13 protein-coding genes are annotated in these 16,791 nt (G+C 37.6%); all 13 read right to left on the reverse strand.

The annotated features are described in order from the left end of the window. Positions 1–40: 40 nt before the first annotated feature. The 13 genes from ABD676_RS00480 to ABD676_RS00540 all read right to left on the reverse strand — a co-directional run bounded on the left by ABD676_RS00480 (position 41) and on the right by ABD676_RS00540 (position 16,406). The gene (locus ABD676_RS00480; protein WP_344672719.1) at positions 41–1,243 is read right to left on the reverse strand and encodes a GTP-binding protein; all 1,203 of its coding nucleotides are present in this window, start codon (positions 1,241–1,243) and stop codon (positions 41–43) included. Further along, positions 1,240–1,446 carry a hypothetical protein gene (locus ABD676_RS00485; protein WP_344672720.1) on the reverse strand — a complete coding sequence of 69 codons (207 nt, stop codon included), beginning with the start codon at positions 1,444–1,446 and terminating at the stop codon, positions 1,240–1,242. The genes ABD676_RS00480 and ABD676_RS00485 overlap by 4 nt, the downstream gene beginning before the upstream one ends. Before the next feature lie 340 nt (positions 1,447–1,786). Next, positions 1,787–2,521, reverse strand: a complete 735-nt coding sequence (locus tag ABD676_RS00490; RefSeq protein WP_344672721.1) for a class I SAM-dependent methyltransferase — start codon at positions 2,519–2,521, stop codon at positions 1,787–1,789. A gap of 39 nt (positions 2,522–2,560) precedes the next feature. Then, positions 2,561–3,628 carry an NAD(P)H-dependent flavin oxidoreductase gene (locus tag ABD676_RS00495; RefSeq protein ID WP_344672722.1) on the reverse strand — a complete coding sequence of 356 codons (1,068 nt, stop codon included), beginning with the start codon at positions 3,626–3,628 and terminating at the stop codon, positions 2,561–2,563. A 618-nt stretch (positions 3,629–4,246) separates the two neighbouring features. Beyond that, entirely contained in the window at positions 4,247–5,659 is a 1,413-nt protein-coding gene (locus tag ABD676_RS00500) for a BT_3987 domain-containing protein (protein ID WP_344672723.1), read from the reverse strand. A gap of 14 nt (positions 5,660–5,673) precedes the next feature. Beyond that, positions 5,674–6,795, reverse strand: coding sequence for a DUF1735 and LamG domain-containing protein (locus ABD676_RS00505; protein WP_344672724.1), 1,122 nt, complete (start codon positions 6,793–6,795; stop codon positions 5,674–5,676). 47 nt (positions 6,796–6,842) lie between these two features. Beyond that, on the reverse strand, positions 6,843–7,871 hold the full coding sequence (locus tag ABD676_RS00510; RefSeq protein ID WP_344672725.1) for a glycoside hydrolase family 18: 1,029 nt from the start codon (positions 7,869–7,871) through the stop codon (positions 6,843–6,845). Between the two features lie 6 nt (positions 7,872–7,877). Then, positions 7,878–9,443 (reverse strand): RagB/SusD family nutrient uptake outer membrane protein, encoded by a 1,566-nt coding sequence (locus tag ABD676_RS00515; protein WP_344672726.1) that lies wholly within the window; start codon positions 9,441–9,443, stop codon positions 7,878–7,880. Between the two features lie 5 nt (positions 9,444–9,448). Further along, entirely contained in the window at positions 9,449–12,778 is a 3,330-nt protein-coding gene (locus ABD676_RS00520) for a SusC/RagA family TonB-linked outer membrane protein (protein ID WP_344672727.1), read from the reverse strand. 66 nt (positions 12,779–12,844) lie between these two features. Beyond that, positions 12,845–13,963, reverse strand: a complete 1,119-nt coding sequence (locus tag ABD676_RS00525) for a FecR family protein (protein ID WP_344672728.1) — start codon at positions 13,961–13,963, stop codon at positions 12,845–12,847. Between the two features lie 72 nt (positions 13,964–14,035). After that, a complete protein-coding gene (locus tag ABD676_RS00530) occupies positions 14,036–14,638 on the reverse strand; it encodes an RNA polymerase sigma factor (protein WP_344672729.1) in 603 nt (200 codons plus the stop codon). A gap of 434 nt (positions 14,639–15,072) precedes the next feature. Beyond that, positions 15,073–15,267 carry a cold-shock protein gene (locus ABD676_RS00535; protein WP_344672730.1) on the reverse strand — a complete coding sequence of 65 codons (195 nt, stop codon included), beginning with the start codon at positions 15,265–15,267 and terminating at the stop codon, positions 15,073–15,075. An 8-nt stretch (positions 15,268–15,275) separates the two neighbouring features. Next, positions 15,276–16,406: a DEAD/DEAH box helicase gene (locus ABD676_RS00540; RefSeq protein ID WP_344672731.1), complete on the reverse strand. Its 1,131-nt coding sequence runs from the start codon at positions 16,404–16,406 to the stop codon at positions 15,276–15,278. Between the last annotated feature and the right edge of the window lie 385 nt (positions 16,407–16,791).

The following is a 16,791-nucleotide window of genomic DNA, read 5'->3' on the forward strand; positions in this document are numbered from 1 at the left end:
CCTATTAAACCTGCACTACTAAATAAAATCAATCTCCAATTTAAAGATTCACTGGAAATGGATCGTTAATAAGTATGTTATTTTTATATAAATAATCTTCGGATTCCTGCAATAAACAGGATTCCAGTTCCGCAATCATCTTCTCTTGGTCTATACCTTGACCTATGAATACCAACTCATTCTTTCGGTCGCCCCAATCCCTGTCCCATTTAGATTCAATGAGATCTTGGTGTGTCACAAAACTTGGATATGCCAGTCGCTCCTTTAAGGGCATGCTACTCCACCAAACTCCTGCTCGCTCTAACCGGGAAGACCCACCTGCTTGCGAAAAATTCAAGGCATCATTCGGTCTGGAAGCTAACCAAAACAAGCCCTTGGCACGAATGACTGTATTTGGATAAGACTCGTGTAGATAATCCCAAAAGCGCTCCGGATGAAAGGGTCTTGAGGAACGAAATACAAATGACCCTATTCCATATTCATCTGTTTCTGGAACATGCTCCTCTTTCTCCAATTCCTTGATCCATCCTGCCGATTGCTCCGCTTCCTCATAATCGAATAAACCAGTATGGATAATCTCTTTTAAAGGAACCTGACCAAAACTTGTCTCCACTATTTTTGCTACCGAATTAAGGGTTTTTATAGCGGCATGTAATAAGGCCACTGATTCACCATCCACCAAATCCGTTTTATTTAATACAATAACATTGGCAAATTCTATTTGATCACAGAGCAGATTGACAATGGTTCGATAATCACCTTCCATATCGGTTAATTCCCGATCAACTAATAGCTCATCGCTCGAAAAATCCTTCATGAAATTATAACAGTCCACTACAGTCAACATGGTATCAATGTAACTGTAAGCGGATAGATCAATTCCATTTTCTTCATCAACAAATGAAAAGGTCTGCGCAACAGGAATGGGTTCACTGATGCCCGTGCTTTCAATTAATAAATAATCAAAACGTTCTTCTTTTGCCAACTTCTCCACTTCCTCCATCAAATCCGCCCTAAGCGTACAACAAATACAGCCATTGCTCAATTCCACTAATTTCTCCTCTGTTCTTGAAAGCGTATTTTCTTGTTCAATCAATCGAGCATCAATATTAACCTCACTCATATCATTGACTATTACAGCTACTCTTAGCCCCTCCTTATTGTGCAAAACATGATTAAGTAAGGTTGTTTTTCCTGCTCCTAAAAATCCGCTGAGAACAGTTACAGGCAATTTCTTTTTCATAGACAAGCTTGTTTAAACCAAGTGATAATATTATTTAAATGTGATTCTCCATATAGTCGGATAAAGCGCATCCGCTCCTCATTTTCTACATCTTCATAAACTTGAAGACGTTCTTGGGCAAAAGCAAAAGTCAATGGAATCTGACATTGTATCTCAATACAATCCTTCCATTCTTCGTAAGTACTCGGCAATTTAACTTTCATGCTCTTAGAATTTAATTTGTTGATTATATGTTATTTAATTGCTGTTATAACAGGATTCTAAAAATCCTTTTCAGACCAACTGCCATTCAATTTCAGAACAAATATAATTATAAAATTATCAATTGCAACATTGTTGCATATAATAAATATATTGGATAGGGTTTAAGAAAACTATTTGGTCAGTTAGGTTCAATATCAAAAATGGCCGCAAAAAACTTGCAGCCATTTGGAAGTAAGTATTAGCCTAAAAACCCCTTATATATATGGATTATGAAGCCAACATTAATTTTACAATTAGCACTAACTAATGCATATTTTTAAAACTATTAGAAGATATCGATTAGTTCTTTTTCACGGAGATCAATAGCATCATCGGTCTGCGTAGCTCTACTCTCCATGCAGGATCCTTGGCTAGTTTTTCCTTACTTGGCGTAGGTTCTTGAATTTCCAACAATTCAAAACCGAGCTTTAATAAGGTTTGAACATAAGTACTCAAAGTACGGTGGTATTTTACCAATTCTATATCTAAAAATTTCGGATGCCTTTGCCCTTCTTTGAAGTATTGATCAACTGGCCAATGAAGTAAATTACCAGCCTCATCTTTAAACCATTCCTGAGAACCTTCCGCAGTAAAAATGGGGTGCTCAACAGAAAAAACAAACCTACAACCTGGCTTTAACCAATCGTAGACAGATGCCATAAACCCTTCATAATCCATAAGATAATGCAAGGTCAAAGAACTGAATATAAAATCAAAACTATGGGCAGAAAATTGTAAATCCTCCAATGCTGATTGCATATACTCAACCTCTTTAATACCATTAATTTCTTTTGCCTTTTCAAGCATTTTCTCTGAAATATCAACTCCAACCACCGAGTTTGCACCTTTTTCTATGATATAACGGCAATGCCAACCATAGCCACATCCCAAATCCAATACATGCATACCCAATACATCTGGAAACATACTGCGTAATACCGGCCATTCTCCTGCCCCTTCCAATCCCTCTAAAGAACGTTGGATTTTTCCATAAGCTTGGAAAAATTGGGGATCATCATATTTATTCTCTTTCATAAGTAAATCCTTAAAAACTTTTTATCCTTACTTGAATTATCACTTGCCAAGGGCTTCTGTATCGTTGATTAAACCCTTCAGAATGTCCTTCGTGGAAAGATCAGCATAAGCGGAAATGGATTGTCCCAGCCATATATTGACAAACTCAGCATTATTTTGTTCTTTGGCAGCCTTTCTTAGGGCAGCAGTCAATTTATTCTGATATGGATAAGGTAATATAGCCCCTGCACTTTCTACTTCCTCTATGAAGGTATTTTTTATTCCACGTGCATATCGTCCAGAAAAACTTCGAGTAAGAACAATGTCCTTCTCCTTTACTTTTCTGAGCCTATTCTTTTCGAACGCTTGTAATGCACTTTCCTTCGACCCCAATAATATGCTCCCTACCTGCACTCCAGCTGCACCTAATTCTCTACTCGCCAAAACCGTTCTGCCATTATAAACCCCACCAGCATAGATCAAAGGTAAATGGACAGCATCCTTAACTTGAGCTAACAGAGAAAACCCGCCAATCCTCGGCAATTCCTCTTCTAAAAAAGACCCACGATGTCCCCCTGCTTCCCAACCTTGTACACAAATAACATCTACTCCAGTTTCTTCTAATACTAAAGCCTCCTCAACCGATGTACAGGTTCCTATCAATTTTGTTCCAACAGCTTTGAATTTCTGAACGGACACTGCATCCAAATTCCCAAAAGTATAACTTACTATGGGGCATCTTTCCTCAACCAGTGCATCAACCTGTTCCTGATAAGGTGTTAAATTGATCGATGCGATTTCCGGAAAATCTACTTCTAAACCATTATTAAGGGCTAATTCCTTTAAATTTTTTTTTACTACTTCATATTTGCGATCCAGTTCAACTGTTCTTGCTGGTATTTGATGGGTAAAAATATTGACAGCAAAAGGTTTATTTGTCAAGCTCTTTGCCTTTTGTATCAATTCGATGGATTGCTCCGGACTAAGGTCAGCTAATGCCAAGGAGCCCAAACATCCTGCATCATTAGCGGAAACAAGCATATCAACTGTACTAACACCAAACATCGGAGCCTGTACGATGGGGTAATCCAAATCAAATAATTCCGTTATTTCTGTATTCCAATTCATCTCCAAATATTAATTTTAGCATAAACCTAAGGATAGCTCGGTGAAATAGCAATATAAAGACCGATTATGACAAGAATTGAACATACCTGATAGTGGTTGAAAATGAGTGATATATGACGTATTCCAGGACTTGATATTTAGGATAAATTATTGACCTTCTGCTCCAATTATCCTTGAATTTTACAGGGGTTTCTTAGGAGTTTCCTAGGAGTTTTCTTCGACACACTTTCGGAGCTTGTTCGGATCTCGTTCGGATCTCGTTCGGTTAGAAGCGAACAAGATCCGAACAAGATCCAACTAAGATCCAAAGAAATTCCGAAGCGTTCTAAAAGGAAACCTTATTCAAATACGTGTTTAAATGGTCTCAAACCTATTTTTAACCTGATAGAAGGAAAAAGTAATACGAATAGAAAATAGCTTAGAAATCTATTCTACAACACAGGTGTAAAACATAAGGTCATAAAGGAAAAAGTAGTATAGAATTTTATCCTTTTTAGGTAGGAAAAAAGAAAAACAGGAAAAAAATTCGAGGTTTTGCCTAGTGTTAACAAAAAGAGAGGGCACCACCCCTCTCTTTATAATCACAATTTACCAATAATCACATTAAAAAATGTTTCTTTACCAATCCTTAGCGAATTTCTTCGATGAGTCGAAAACGAGTTCATCGTCGAATAATATTTTTGCAATATTCTCAAGAGCAGGTTTTTGTCTTGAAGTAAAGTTTGATCGATTAGGATCAAATGCGAAGATCATATGGGCACCATAACCGCCGGTACGAATATTTCTCAATGCGTTGGTGCTTGGGAATCTTCCTTGTGCATACTCACCTGAAGACATTCCCCAACCTGTTCTGGCAAGACCAGGGTAATAGTTTGTCAAGCTGTAGGATCCTAAATAATCGTGCAATGCGTAATCCACATAATCACCGGCTGGAGCTTCTGAAATGGCATTATTACCACCGAAGTTACCTGTCCTGGAATATACATATACCATGATCAATTTATCAGGCATGGCTTTTTTTGTTTCATAACAAAGCTTGGCTGCTGCTTTAGCAGAAGGGTAAACAAAACCAGCTGGTATGTCGTAATACGAATACGATGAATATTCATCATCAAAAAATACCCCATCCAAATCATAAGCTTTACATGTTGCCGCAATTTCCTGCGCAAAAGCCTTTGCAGCTTCCCCATCCAAATTGGCAACACCTGATTTATCATGGTTTCCTAGAATACTTAATATCACTTTAATACCACGATCCCTTAGCGGTTTCAAGTATTTGTCTTTGTTCTCCAAGATGTGCGTTACATTCGGGTTATGCGTGATCATAACCTTTCCCAATTGTTCGTTGTAGTTGATGTTAGAAGAGAATAAAATAACCATATCCACAAGCGGTTTACCACTATTTTTCAAGGTAATGGATAAGTTGTTTAGCGGGTTTGTATCATTAACTTCCATACAAGAGATAATCTTGATGCCTGTACTTTTATCGGCATTAGGTAATTTGGAAACATCCTTTACCAATAATAAGTAATCGATGGATTGACCATCTGCAAGTTTGGTCCTTAAGGGTATAGCAAATGTTTCTGCCTCGGAAAGTTGCTGATTACTTGTTAAGCGAATCTTTATTTCTGAAGACTTTTTATCATTGGCATTAATGCTAAACTTGCCTTGATCCACTAAACTGATTAATTCCTTAGGAAACATTTTGAAGGATGTTTCATTCTTGCTGTTGTAAGCTTGAAGTACTTCTTCATTAATAGCCACGGAATTATTGACAGCAGCAGCACTAGGCTTAGTCAATTCTACATACAGACCAAATTCACCTGCGGTTTTAAATTCAAATAAGGATTGATCAGACTTTCCATTTTGACCAATCAAGGTAGCTAGTGCATTCGGATTGGTTTCATAAGAAGCTTCCTTTTCTTCCCCTACCTTCACTACTTCCTCTTTACAAGAGTTGAAGGCGAAAAGAGCCATTACCCCTAAGAAAAGGGGAATGGATTTTCTATATATTTTAGTTACTTTTTTCATGTCATTAGGTTTTATTATTTCGTACCAACTGTTTTTTCAGGTAATGCGACATTCACCCAGTTAATGGCCGATTTAGCTATCATGTGGTTTTGATTTGCCGTATGATCTTTAATCAAATTACCTTCGCCTTCATTACATTTCCAGTAAGAAACTAGCCCTTCACTGTCTACTGGTACCTCATAGAAATTACCTGCGATTTCATCTTTGCTACGTTCCTTGTTCCATATTCTAACTTCAGAGAATTCACCATTAAAATAGCGTGCATCCTCATAGGAACGACCAATTTGAAAACCATTGATCCCTGCTATTCCAAAGTTGACAGCACCTAAACTAGGTTTTAACACCTCTGCCTGTAACGCACCGTCAATATATAATTTGATACTTCCGGTTGTTCCATTGACTGCTACAGCAATATGTGTCCATTTATTGGCTGTTAAACCTTTGTTCGGATCTGCTCCAGGCATATTTCCAGCAGTAGTGGCAACTTGGACCTGGTTACTTGGAAATCCTGCATCCCCAATACGGATTAGAAATTTGCCTTCAATACCCATAATGGTACTGATGAAATTCTTGAAGTCCTTAGCGCGTACCAAAGCTTCCAGTGTAAATGATCGAAGGTTATTTACAACTGCCGGGTTCTTCCAGCTGTCGAAATAAAGGTAGTTCTTCTCTAAACCGGCAACTTTATTGATCAAATCGCCTCCCTTGAAACAGAAATAGCTAATGGACTCTGAATTCAAAACCGATAAACTACTGCTATTTAGACTAATAGGAAGTACATATACCTTACTTTTATCCAATGCATTTACATTTTTGAAAGTGATGTTTAAGGATTCAGATTTTACACTTCCTGCCGTAATTTTTAAATCCGCATTTGGCAGATCATAGAATTCCTTAGTTAATAATTCAGCCTTTTCTTCAAAGGCTTGATTGAATCGGGCAACTTGGTTTTCATCTACACTTACCTTTGCCAGAATTTCAGCATCCTGTGGTTTGGCAATTGCAACTTGAATTTGTTTTTCCACATTTATCACTGAAGGTTTTATCAAAATGGTCTCTAACTTTGGAGACAATAAAAATAGTTTATTCTCAAAGTTTTCATCGTCCTGTTTACAGGATTGAAAGATGAAAAGCATGCTGAAGAGAAATAAAATTGACTTATTAATTCGCATATTCATAACCCTTATTTCTTATTGGTTGGATTTAATATTCCAATTACCTCTCTTGATTTCCCATAAGATTTCAAGATGTTATAGTAATCGTATTGAAGGTTCAAAAGGCCTACGCCATGGATTTCTTGATTTCCAGTTGTGCTTTTCACAAACTCTGCTGTTCCTACTCCTGCCAATGATTTATCTTGGAAATAACCCAAGGCACTTTCATCAGGCTTTAAAGACGGTAAGTATGCCATGAGAATGATTTTCCATTTTGGATCAGCTGCAGCCATTGCCTCATTATATTGCAAGGCTAGATTACTTTTACTTAGAGCAGTTTGTGTTGGAAGAATCACATATGAAGATTGATCTAAATACTTTTCTGTAGAGACGAAATATGGAACTCCCTTATAAATAAACTCCTTGTCAGTATGTTTTGATTTCCATTCATTTACCGCATCAAACACCGTTTTCTCTAAGGCAATTTGCGCTGTCTGCTCATCTGCACTCAAATGAAGTTTGGCCTTGCTTTGGAATGATAGCACTATTCCTTGATAAGCAAATTCGGTGGAATATGACAGTGCAACCGACAAAGTATCGACTAAGAATGCTTGGAAAGTTTTTGGCTTAGCATCCCCTACCTTACGGTCATAAACTCCTTTCATGAAATCCACATTAATTTCATAAAGCGATTTAATACCCTTCTCCTCCAAGATCTGTTTCATCTCTGCCTGTTCTCGGTCAAGGAGATATTTTGGTTGTTCAAGGACAACATAGTCTAAGCTATCTGGAATGCCATTAATATGATCTGCCTGACCAACAGTATTTTTGACAGCATTATTGTACCAAGCTATACTGATTTTATGTGGAGCAGCCTTAAATGCCTTCAAATCGGCAAGGTAAGCGGCATAAAGAGCAGGATTTTTCTCCTTTACTGTAGCTTGCTCTATTTTTAAGGATTCTACATCTGTCCAGTCTTTACATGAATTTAAGATGCTGATGACACCTAATGGTAGGCATAACAACGCAATCCATTTTATCGTTAATTTCTTCATCATTGTCTATTATTTTTTAGCCCACCATACATCAGTACCCATATTATCGGCACCCTTTAACATATTAGTTACTGCATCATTTACGTTTTTGCTATTCTCCGTGTATTCTTCCTGAGGATATGCTAATCGTCTTGCCATACGACTAGTGCTCACAAGACCACCACTGTTGTTCTGCATCACCTCCATTAATTTAGGATAGCCTGTACGCCTGTATTCAGACCAAGCCTCAATACCTAATGGAAAATTAGCAATCCATTTTTGGGTAATGATACGTTCCATTTTCTCGGCTTGCGTAGCTGCTTCACTCCAGTTGATGGTAATACGACTCGGTGTGCCGGTATAACTGAATTGTCCCATAGGATCCACATAGCTATCCGGACGGTTGCTTGTGTTCGCTAGATAAGATTCAGCACCAGATGCCCCCCATTGTTCAAAGGATAATTTAATCCCTTCTTCATAGTTGGATTGGGCAGTACCACCTACACCTTGCCAGCCACGTAAGGCAGCCTCTGATTTTAAGAAAGCAACTTCTGCAGCATTCATCCATAAGATGTCATCCGACTCGTCCACTTTCATATTGGTATACAGCTTAATGTTATTACCACTAGGGATCTGAATACCCGAACGTAGGCCGAAGAATCCATTTGTGCCCGTTGTAAAAGCAGAAGGGGTAAAGTATTTCTCACGTCTTGGATCTGCATAACCATTCATAAAAGAGGTAATATCAGCAGATACACGGGAGTCACCATTATTGTATTCATACATAATTACCCGAAATGGATTTCTATTGATCGGTTTAACAAATGCATTGTCCGCATTCGCCACGATCAACCCAGTACTTTGTTGTAAAGCCTGTTCGCCCATTTCTTTAGCCTTTTGCGGACTAACATTAGAAATACGCATTGCCAAGCGTAGTTTTAAGGAATTAGCCAGCTTAAGCCATTTAACAACATTTCCTGCATACACATTATCCGCCTTTGGTGAGAAGTTCTGTTGCAGATTCTCTGAAAGCACTTTAATGGCAGCATTTAATTCTTCAAAAAGTTTATTATAAACCTCCTCTTGGGAATCATAAGGAGCTTCAAGTGCCCCGTTCTCTCCTATTTTAGAATATGGAATAGGGCCATAAATATCCGTCACCCTTGAAATAGCCATGACTTTGATAACATCGGCTACAGCAATAGGCACAGGTTCATTTGTTACCGATTTCACTTTTTTATGACGGATGATAATATTGGGGATGATATCATTAAATGCTACCCTTGCCCAGCCATTTTCCGGATTATAGGAAGCAAAATTCTTCCCGTTAAAACCATTATTGGAATCGGCTAAATAACCTGAAAAGGAACCGCCTAATAAACATTCTACAAACTGATTGGTATTGACATCCAATGGAACAACCCATGCTTGTAGCCCTGTTAATGCAGAAGTTAAAATATAGCCATCACGCTGCACCTCTTCTGGTGTGGCGCCCCTACCATCGGTATTATAGTCTAAGAAGTTTTTTGTACATGATTGCTGAAGCACCCCTGCCAATACAGCCATGGAAAAAACCAATGATTTATATCGTTTCATAATTTTTAAAATTTAAGCCTAACATTGAATCCTAAGTTTCTCGTGTTTGGTACCATGAAGTAGTCAATACCTTGGTAATAATTCCCGGTGCTAGCCGTTGATTCCGGATCAAAAGGAGCCTTCTTGTAAAGCATCAACAGGTTTCTACCAATTAATGACACGCTTAATTGTCCCTTCTCTTTCAATAAGGATTTCGGGAAAGTATAACCTAATGACACTTCTTGTAAACGAACATTGCTGGCACTGTAGGCATAATATTGTGGGATACCGCTTTTATTACCGACTACATTATAATACGACTCGGCATTGATATAGTCTGTTCCATTGATTAAGACACCACCTTGATCACGAGCTAAAGCTGAATTTTCTGAAACTCCATAGTAGTCCAAGAATGCTTGCGTAGCAGAATAAACCACACCACCTAAGCGAGCAGCAAACATAAAGTCAAAGTTGAATCCTTTATAATCCAGACTATTGCGCCATGCCATATTGGCCTTTGGCAATACACTACCGATAAAAATATCACCCACATTATTATTCTCAGATATTTGCCCTTTCTCATCCACATAGATTAATCCACGATCATCGCGACGAATATCAGAAAGCGAATACAAATCGCCTAAGGTTCCACCTTCTTTCAGAATAAAGCGAGCTTGAGATAAACCGCCAACATCTAAGCGGTTTTTATTGATAATAGCACCTGTTTCGGGGTGTGTGAAATCTCGAACCAGTTCTTCAATACGGTTTTTATTGGCACTGAAAGTAAAGTTACTTGCCCAACGAAGGCTATTTTCCCAAGTATGGTCATAACCTAAGGCCAATTCTATACCTTTATTCAACACACGACCTGTCTGCACATAAAGGGTGCTATAACCAGATGAAACTGAGATTTTAGGGTCAAATGTTTGATTTAAGGTCATCGCATGATAAAGGGAAACATCTAGATTGAAGCCATTAAGGAATTTTGCTGCCAAACCTACCTCAAATGAATTGGTTCTTTCGGGTTTTAAATCGCTAATAGGATAATGTGTTCTATCCGTATATTGCTGGGTTGCGACATCCCAAGTATAGGTTGGATTTGCTAAAAACTCAGGGAATGGCGTACCTACAGAAGCATAAGATGAGCGTAGCTTCAAGTAACTAATCGCTTCTGGAAGTTCCAAAGCCTCTGATAACATAATCGATGCCCCAATGGATGGATAGAAGAAAGAGGATTGGACAGAACGTGGTCCCGCCAATTGAGATGCCCAATCGTTACGACCAGTAGCCGTTAGGAAATAGGTGTTTTTATAGCCTAACTCCATGTTCACAAACATGGATTGTGTTTCTTGGGTTCTATCAATTAAAGGCGATTTCTTACGATCATCAATTTGGGTAATATTGAAAATATTAGGGATACCATTTTCAAGGATTGGACCTCTGATTGGAAATGAATAAGATTTATCCTGTTGTAAAATAGCACCTAAATTCGCTTGAATAGAGAATTGATTAAAGGTTTTATTAAAATTAGCTACTACATCACCATAAATACGTTTATTCTGGATTTCTTCATTACCAAAGAATCCATTGGCAGAACCGTCTGTAATCGTGGTATTGGTTGAAGCGTATAATTTTTCGGTGAATCTTCCATGAATATTATCCAATCGACCACGAGAAGTAAAGCTCAACCAATCGTTCAATTTATAGTTTAAGCTAGCATTGATCATATAGCGGTTTTTCACCGTATTGCGCATATTGCGGTAGTTAATCCAGTAAGGATTTTGACCAACTACTTCATTCAAACCTTGTGGCCAATACTGTGTATTGATTTTACGCTGTACGTCATAACGTTCAAACATGCGGATAGCATCCCAATCATCACCACGAGGGAAAAGGTATGCTGTAGTCAACGGGTTAGAATACACCCCTTGGTTGGTCATGTTTTGATCGTTTTGGATGATATAATTTAGTCCGGCATCAAAGCTCAACTTATCATCTAAAAACTTGGAGCTATTGCGGAAGGTGAAATTATAACGGTCGTAAGAACTATTAGGGATAATGCCTTTGGAATTGACTGCTGCAGCAGAAGCATAGGTTTGATTCTTTTCGGTACCTGTAGAGAAGGTAACCCCCTCGGTTAAGGTAGATCCTGTATGTAAGTAATCTTTCGCAGGATCATAACCCATAAAAGTCGCGTCATTTAATTTCTTACCCCAACTCTTATCATTAACATTGCTGGCAATGCCACTTCCAGTACCATAACGGTTTTGGAATTCAGGTAAAACGAATGCATTGTGGAACTGGGTATTTTGACTTACACTTAAGGTAGTCTTACCCACAGCACCTTTTTTAGTGGTAATAACGATCGCTCCATTGGCAGCTTCAGACCCATAAAGGGCAGCAGCTGCAGCACCTGTCAATACCGACATGGATTCAATATCCTCCGGATTGACATCTGCAATACCCTCAGATGTTCCTGTCGATGCGAACTCTTTACCCTCTGTACCTTTACGATTGTACATTGGAATACCATCAATTACGTACAAGACATTATTATCTTTAGAAATCGATTTAGCACCACGTAAAACAACTTTCGATGCGGCACCTACTCCTGCAGAGCTACTATTGATATTTACCCCAGCAACTTTACCATTTAAGGCATTAATCAAATTGGCGTCCGCAACTTTTGTCAACTCATCCCCTCCTACTTGCTGTACATTATAACTTAAAGAACGTTCAGCACGTTTGATACCTAAAGCAGTTACGACAACATCCTCAATAACATTAGGGTTAGCAGTTAGTTGTACCTGAATCTTTTCGCTGAGGGAATTAACCGTCACCGTTTGAGTTTGATAACCGATGTACTGAACACGGATTTTACTTCCAATACTAGCAGCATCAAAGCTAAATGAACCATCCTCATCCGTACTTACTGTCTGATTTTTGTCTACAAGAACAACGGTAGCACCACGTAGTGGATTCCCTTTTTCATCTTTAACTTGTCCTGTAATACGCGATTGTTGGCGTTCAGAAGTTGCGTTTGTAGTAGTCTTATTCGACTTTGCAATTGGCGTTAATAAAACCGTTTGATCTTTGATTTCGAAACCTACATTCAATTGCTTTGCTAAGCTAGCAATAACAGCTTCTAAGGAGCTGTTTTCAAAATCAACAACTATTTTCTCATCTCCAGAAAGGACTTGACTGGAGTATAAGACACGAAAACCACTTTGTTTTTTGATTTCCTGTACCAAGGTGGAGACCTTGATTTGTTGCTTCCGCAAGGAGATTACACCCTGACCTTCTGCTGCTATCGAGATTTGGAATAGCAATAGAAAAAAGCCAAGGGTTCTCATCATTTTTAATGATTTTAACCTCATAATTTAAGTTAGTTTATAATAAATTATTAATTACATTTCCGATAATTATCGGATTTCAATAGTTCGTCCTTGAACAGCAAATTGTACTGTACTGGTTTTGCGCAATAAATCCAGTAATTCCTCCACTTTAGCATATCGAGAAACTTCCCCATTGAATTTTATTTGTTTGTTAGATGAATTCACATATTTAATATCCACATCATACCAACGAGACACTCTTTCCATGATACTCTCCAATGGTTCATCACGGAATATGAATAGTTTATTTTTCCAGTCAATAAAATCTACCACTTGGACATTCTTTAAAGTCGTTCCATTTGGATTACTTCGTGCTTGTTGGCCAGGACGTAATATTTCTTGGTTATTTACTTGAACTTTTCCCTCAATCAGGGTAGTCACTGTTTCAGCTTGTCTATACGTGTTTACATTGAATGCTGTTCCCAAGACTTTCATTTCTTGAGCTTCGGTTTTCACCACAAATGGATGGGCAGCATCTTTTTTTATTTGGAAATACCCTTCACCAGAAAACTCAACTTGGCGTTGATCTTGTAGATGAAGATTGACCGGAAATTTCAATTTCGAAGAAGCATTGAGTAGGATTTCACTTCCATCGGGCAACAATACATTGTATTGTCCACCTCGAGGAGTTTCAATGGTATTATAAGCTGTTGTGGAATGGGTATTTTGACCTAAGACTTTATATTGCAATAATCCATCTTTATTTCGGCTTATTTCAACCCCTTGGTCCGCTATTCCTTCTTGGGATATACTGGACAAATCAATTTGTCTTCCATCACTTAGGGTCAGGACCGCCTTTTCAGTTCCTGGAGTAATAGGACCTTGCTGTGCCACCTCAACTTGCGCTTTTTGAGTTTTGTGCTGATGGCTTAAATTCCAGGTTAAGGCCATGCCCAGCAACAATACTGCCGCAGCAGCTGACCATTTCCAAATTGGAATTCTTGGTTTAGAAAGTAATTGAATTTCTTGTTCTTGTGTGGAATTGGATATAGCTTGCCAGATTCGAGCTTTTTCTTCCTCTGAGGGGATTCGATCAGTATTATTTCGGTTATTTTCTAACCAAAGTTCAAGCAATAGACGTTCCTCTGGAGTACACACTCCAGCATGGTATTTATCCAACAATTTAGCTATATCAGCATTGGTCATAATTGGTCTCTATTAGCCCTAATTATAGACATGTTGCACAAGTAGAGCATGGGTAGTATAAAAAAGTGAAAATTATTTTTTGTCAAGGAGGTAAAAGATGATTAACAGTGTTTCAACACTCTTATAACCAAGCTTATGCTTAAATATTTTTAAGACAGAATTGATTTGTTTCTTGACGGTAAGTTCGGATATCTGTAATTGAGCGGCAATTTCTTTATGGCTCAACTGGTCGATACGACTAAGCCTAAATACTTCTTGCATTCGGGGAGGGAGATGCTGAATTTGTACTTCTAAGAACTCTTGCAATTGTTTTTCTTGGAGTGTATCCAATACGGGATCATAGAAAGGGCTAACAAAGCGGACAATCTGGTCAACATATTGGTCTTGATACTTCTTTTTTCGTAATTGAAAAAGCATCTGTTTTTTTAGTGCCATAAATAACCAAGCACCTAAATTATCAACTTGCAATTGGGCACGTCTTTGCCATAAAGAAGTGAAAACCTCCTGTATGCAGTCTTCAGCATCGTCTTCTTCTAAATTCAGACTGTATGCATAACTGTAGATTTTGTCAATATGCCGATTATAAAGCAGCTGAAAAGATGTGGTATCTCCATCCTTTATTCTCAAAAACAAATCTGCATCTGATAAGCTTTCCTTATCCCCTTGGAATACCATGCCAATTTATAATTTAGTGTGCTATTATTAGAACCTTAAAATAGGACTTTATGTAAAAGTAGGGACTTCATACGTCATATACTTTCATGAAAGTAAAATTAATAAACCACAAACGATTAACAAATTGTTAGCGGGTTATTATTAAAATCGTAAAAAAGATAAAATATTATAAAGAGAATGAGAGCTAACACAGGATAATTCCATCTTTCCATCAATCAAAACCGCGAATACATAAATATATTTTTTTTATGTAAACAGGTTTATTTCATGAATATAGTAACAGGAGATGCGAAATGGATTATTATTTATAGTGTTAAGGTTGGGAATTATTTGATTTCGGAAATGAGCACAACATTAAAGAAGAGATCAGTACCAAAAAGAAAAGGTTGAATTACCATTGATAATTCAACCTTTCCACAAAAAGTTAAAATAGACTATTTAACTACGCGTACATTAACTGCGTTTAATCCTTTTCTTCCTTCTTCTACGTCATACGTCACTTGATCTTTTTCTCTGATGTTACTCACTAAACCAGTAGTATGAACAAAAATATCAGCTCCACCGTTGTTTGGAGTGATAAAACCGAAACCTTTAGTATCGTTAAAAAATTTTACTGTTCCTTCTTGCATTGTAATTATTATTTATTGTTATTAATTTTTTCTTTTTTACTATCTATTTTAAAACCTATTAGTTTTTCAATCTTTTGTAACAGCTGTCTTTCTTCCGGACTACAAAAAGAGATGGCGTGGCCAGACTTTCCTGCTCTACCTGTACGCCCAATTCGGTGTACATAAGTTTCCGGGTCATCGGGAAGATCATAGTTGATTACATGTGGTAATTCTTTAATATCTATCCCTCTCGCTGCAATATCTGTAGCTATTAGTACAGGTATTTCACCAGCTTTAAACAAAGCTAATGCTTTTTGTCTTGCATTTTGCGATTTATTTCCATGAATACAAACGCTATTCACATTTTTCTTAATCAAAGATTTTGCCAAACGGTCTGCTCCATGTTTGGTTCGTGTAAAAACCAAGGTTTGCTTGTATTCTTTTTGATTCAGCAAATCGGATAAAACGATTGGTTTTTGTTTCTTTTCCATAAACATAACCATTTGATTTATCTTTTCCACTGTTGAGGAAACAGGAGTGACACTTATTTCCTTTGGATTCGTAAGAATATCAGCTGCTAATTTACGAATTGCGGTAGGCATAGTAGCTGAAAACAATAAGCTTTGTCTGTTTTTAGGAATTTTTGCTAGAATTCTTTTTATATCATGGATAAAGCCCATGTCCAGCATATTGTCTGCCTCATCCAATACCAAGCATTTCACTGCATCAAGATGAACAATTCCCTGTCCTACCAGATCCATTAATCGACCTGGAGTAGCAATCAAGACATCCACGCCTTTGCGGATAGCATCAACTTGCTTTTTCTGTGGTACTCCACCAAAGATGGCTAAATGGGATAAGGAAAGGTTCTTGGCGTAAAAAGAAATATTCTGATCAATTTGAATAGCTAATTCCCGAGTAGGAACAAGTATCAAAGCACGAGTTTTAAAGCTCTTTTCTTTCTGTTTACTTAGGGATTGTAATATGGGAATAGCGAAAGCTCCAGTTTTTCCAGTTCCTGTCTGAGCACAACCTATAAGGTCTTTTCCAGAAAGTACAACCGGAATTGCCTGCTTTTGTATTTCAGTTGGTTGTACATATCCCTTCTCTTCCAGGGCACTTAAAATGGGAGCAATTACTCCTATATCTTTAAAATTCATTAACGCAATCTATTACTTTAACCCTTTGATTAGTACAAGGGCTAAGTTATTCTTTATTCAACAAGACCTTCTCCGCATAAATTGGAGCATGTTAAAATTGTTAATCGTAATATATTGGGAAATTATTCTTAAAGGATTCTTTTCCAATTGTCAACACTTAAGTCGTTATATCTCTTTTAACGAATTCTTGGCAACTGAAATAGTTATTATGATGGTTGATCACGTAGATTTTTCCACCAGCATTACCGTAGCAGGGCCTTGCTTTAGCTCAAAGATAGTGGAAATTATTGGAAACGAATTTTTTATTTTTATTTAAATCATCAATTGATGAACAAATTATGTCCGAAAAAGGGTATATATGCTTGATATTAGCCAAATAAAACAA

The organism is Sphingobacterium kyonggiense, from assembly GCF_039536825.1.
Taxonomy (GTDB): domain Bacteria; phylum Bacteroidota; class Bacteroidia; order Sphingobacteriales; family Sphingobacteriaceae; genus Sphingobacterium; species Sphingobacterium kyonggiense.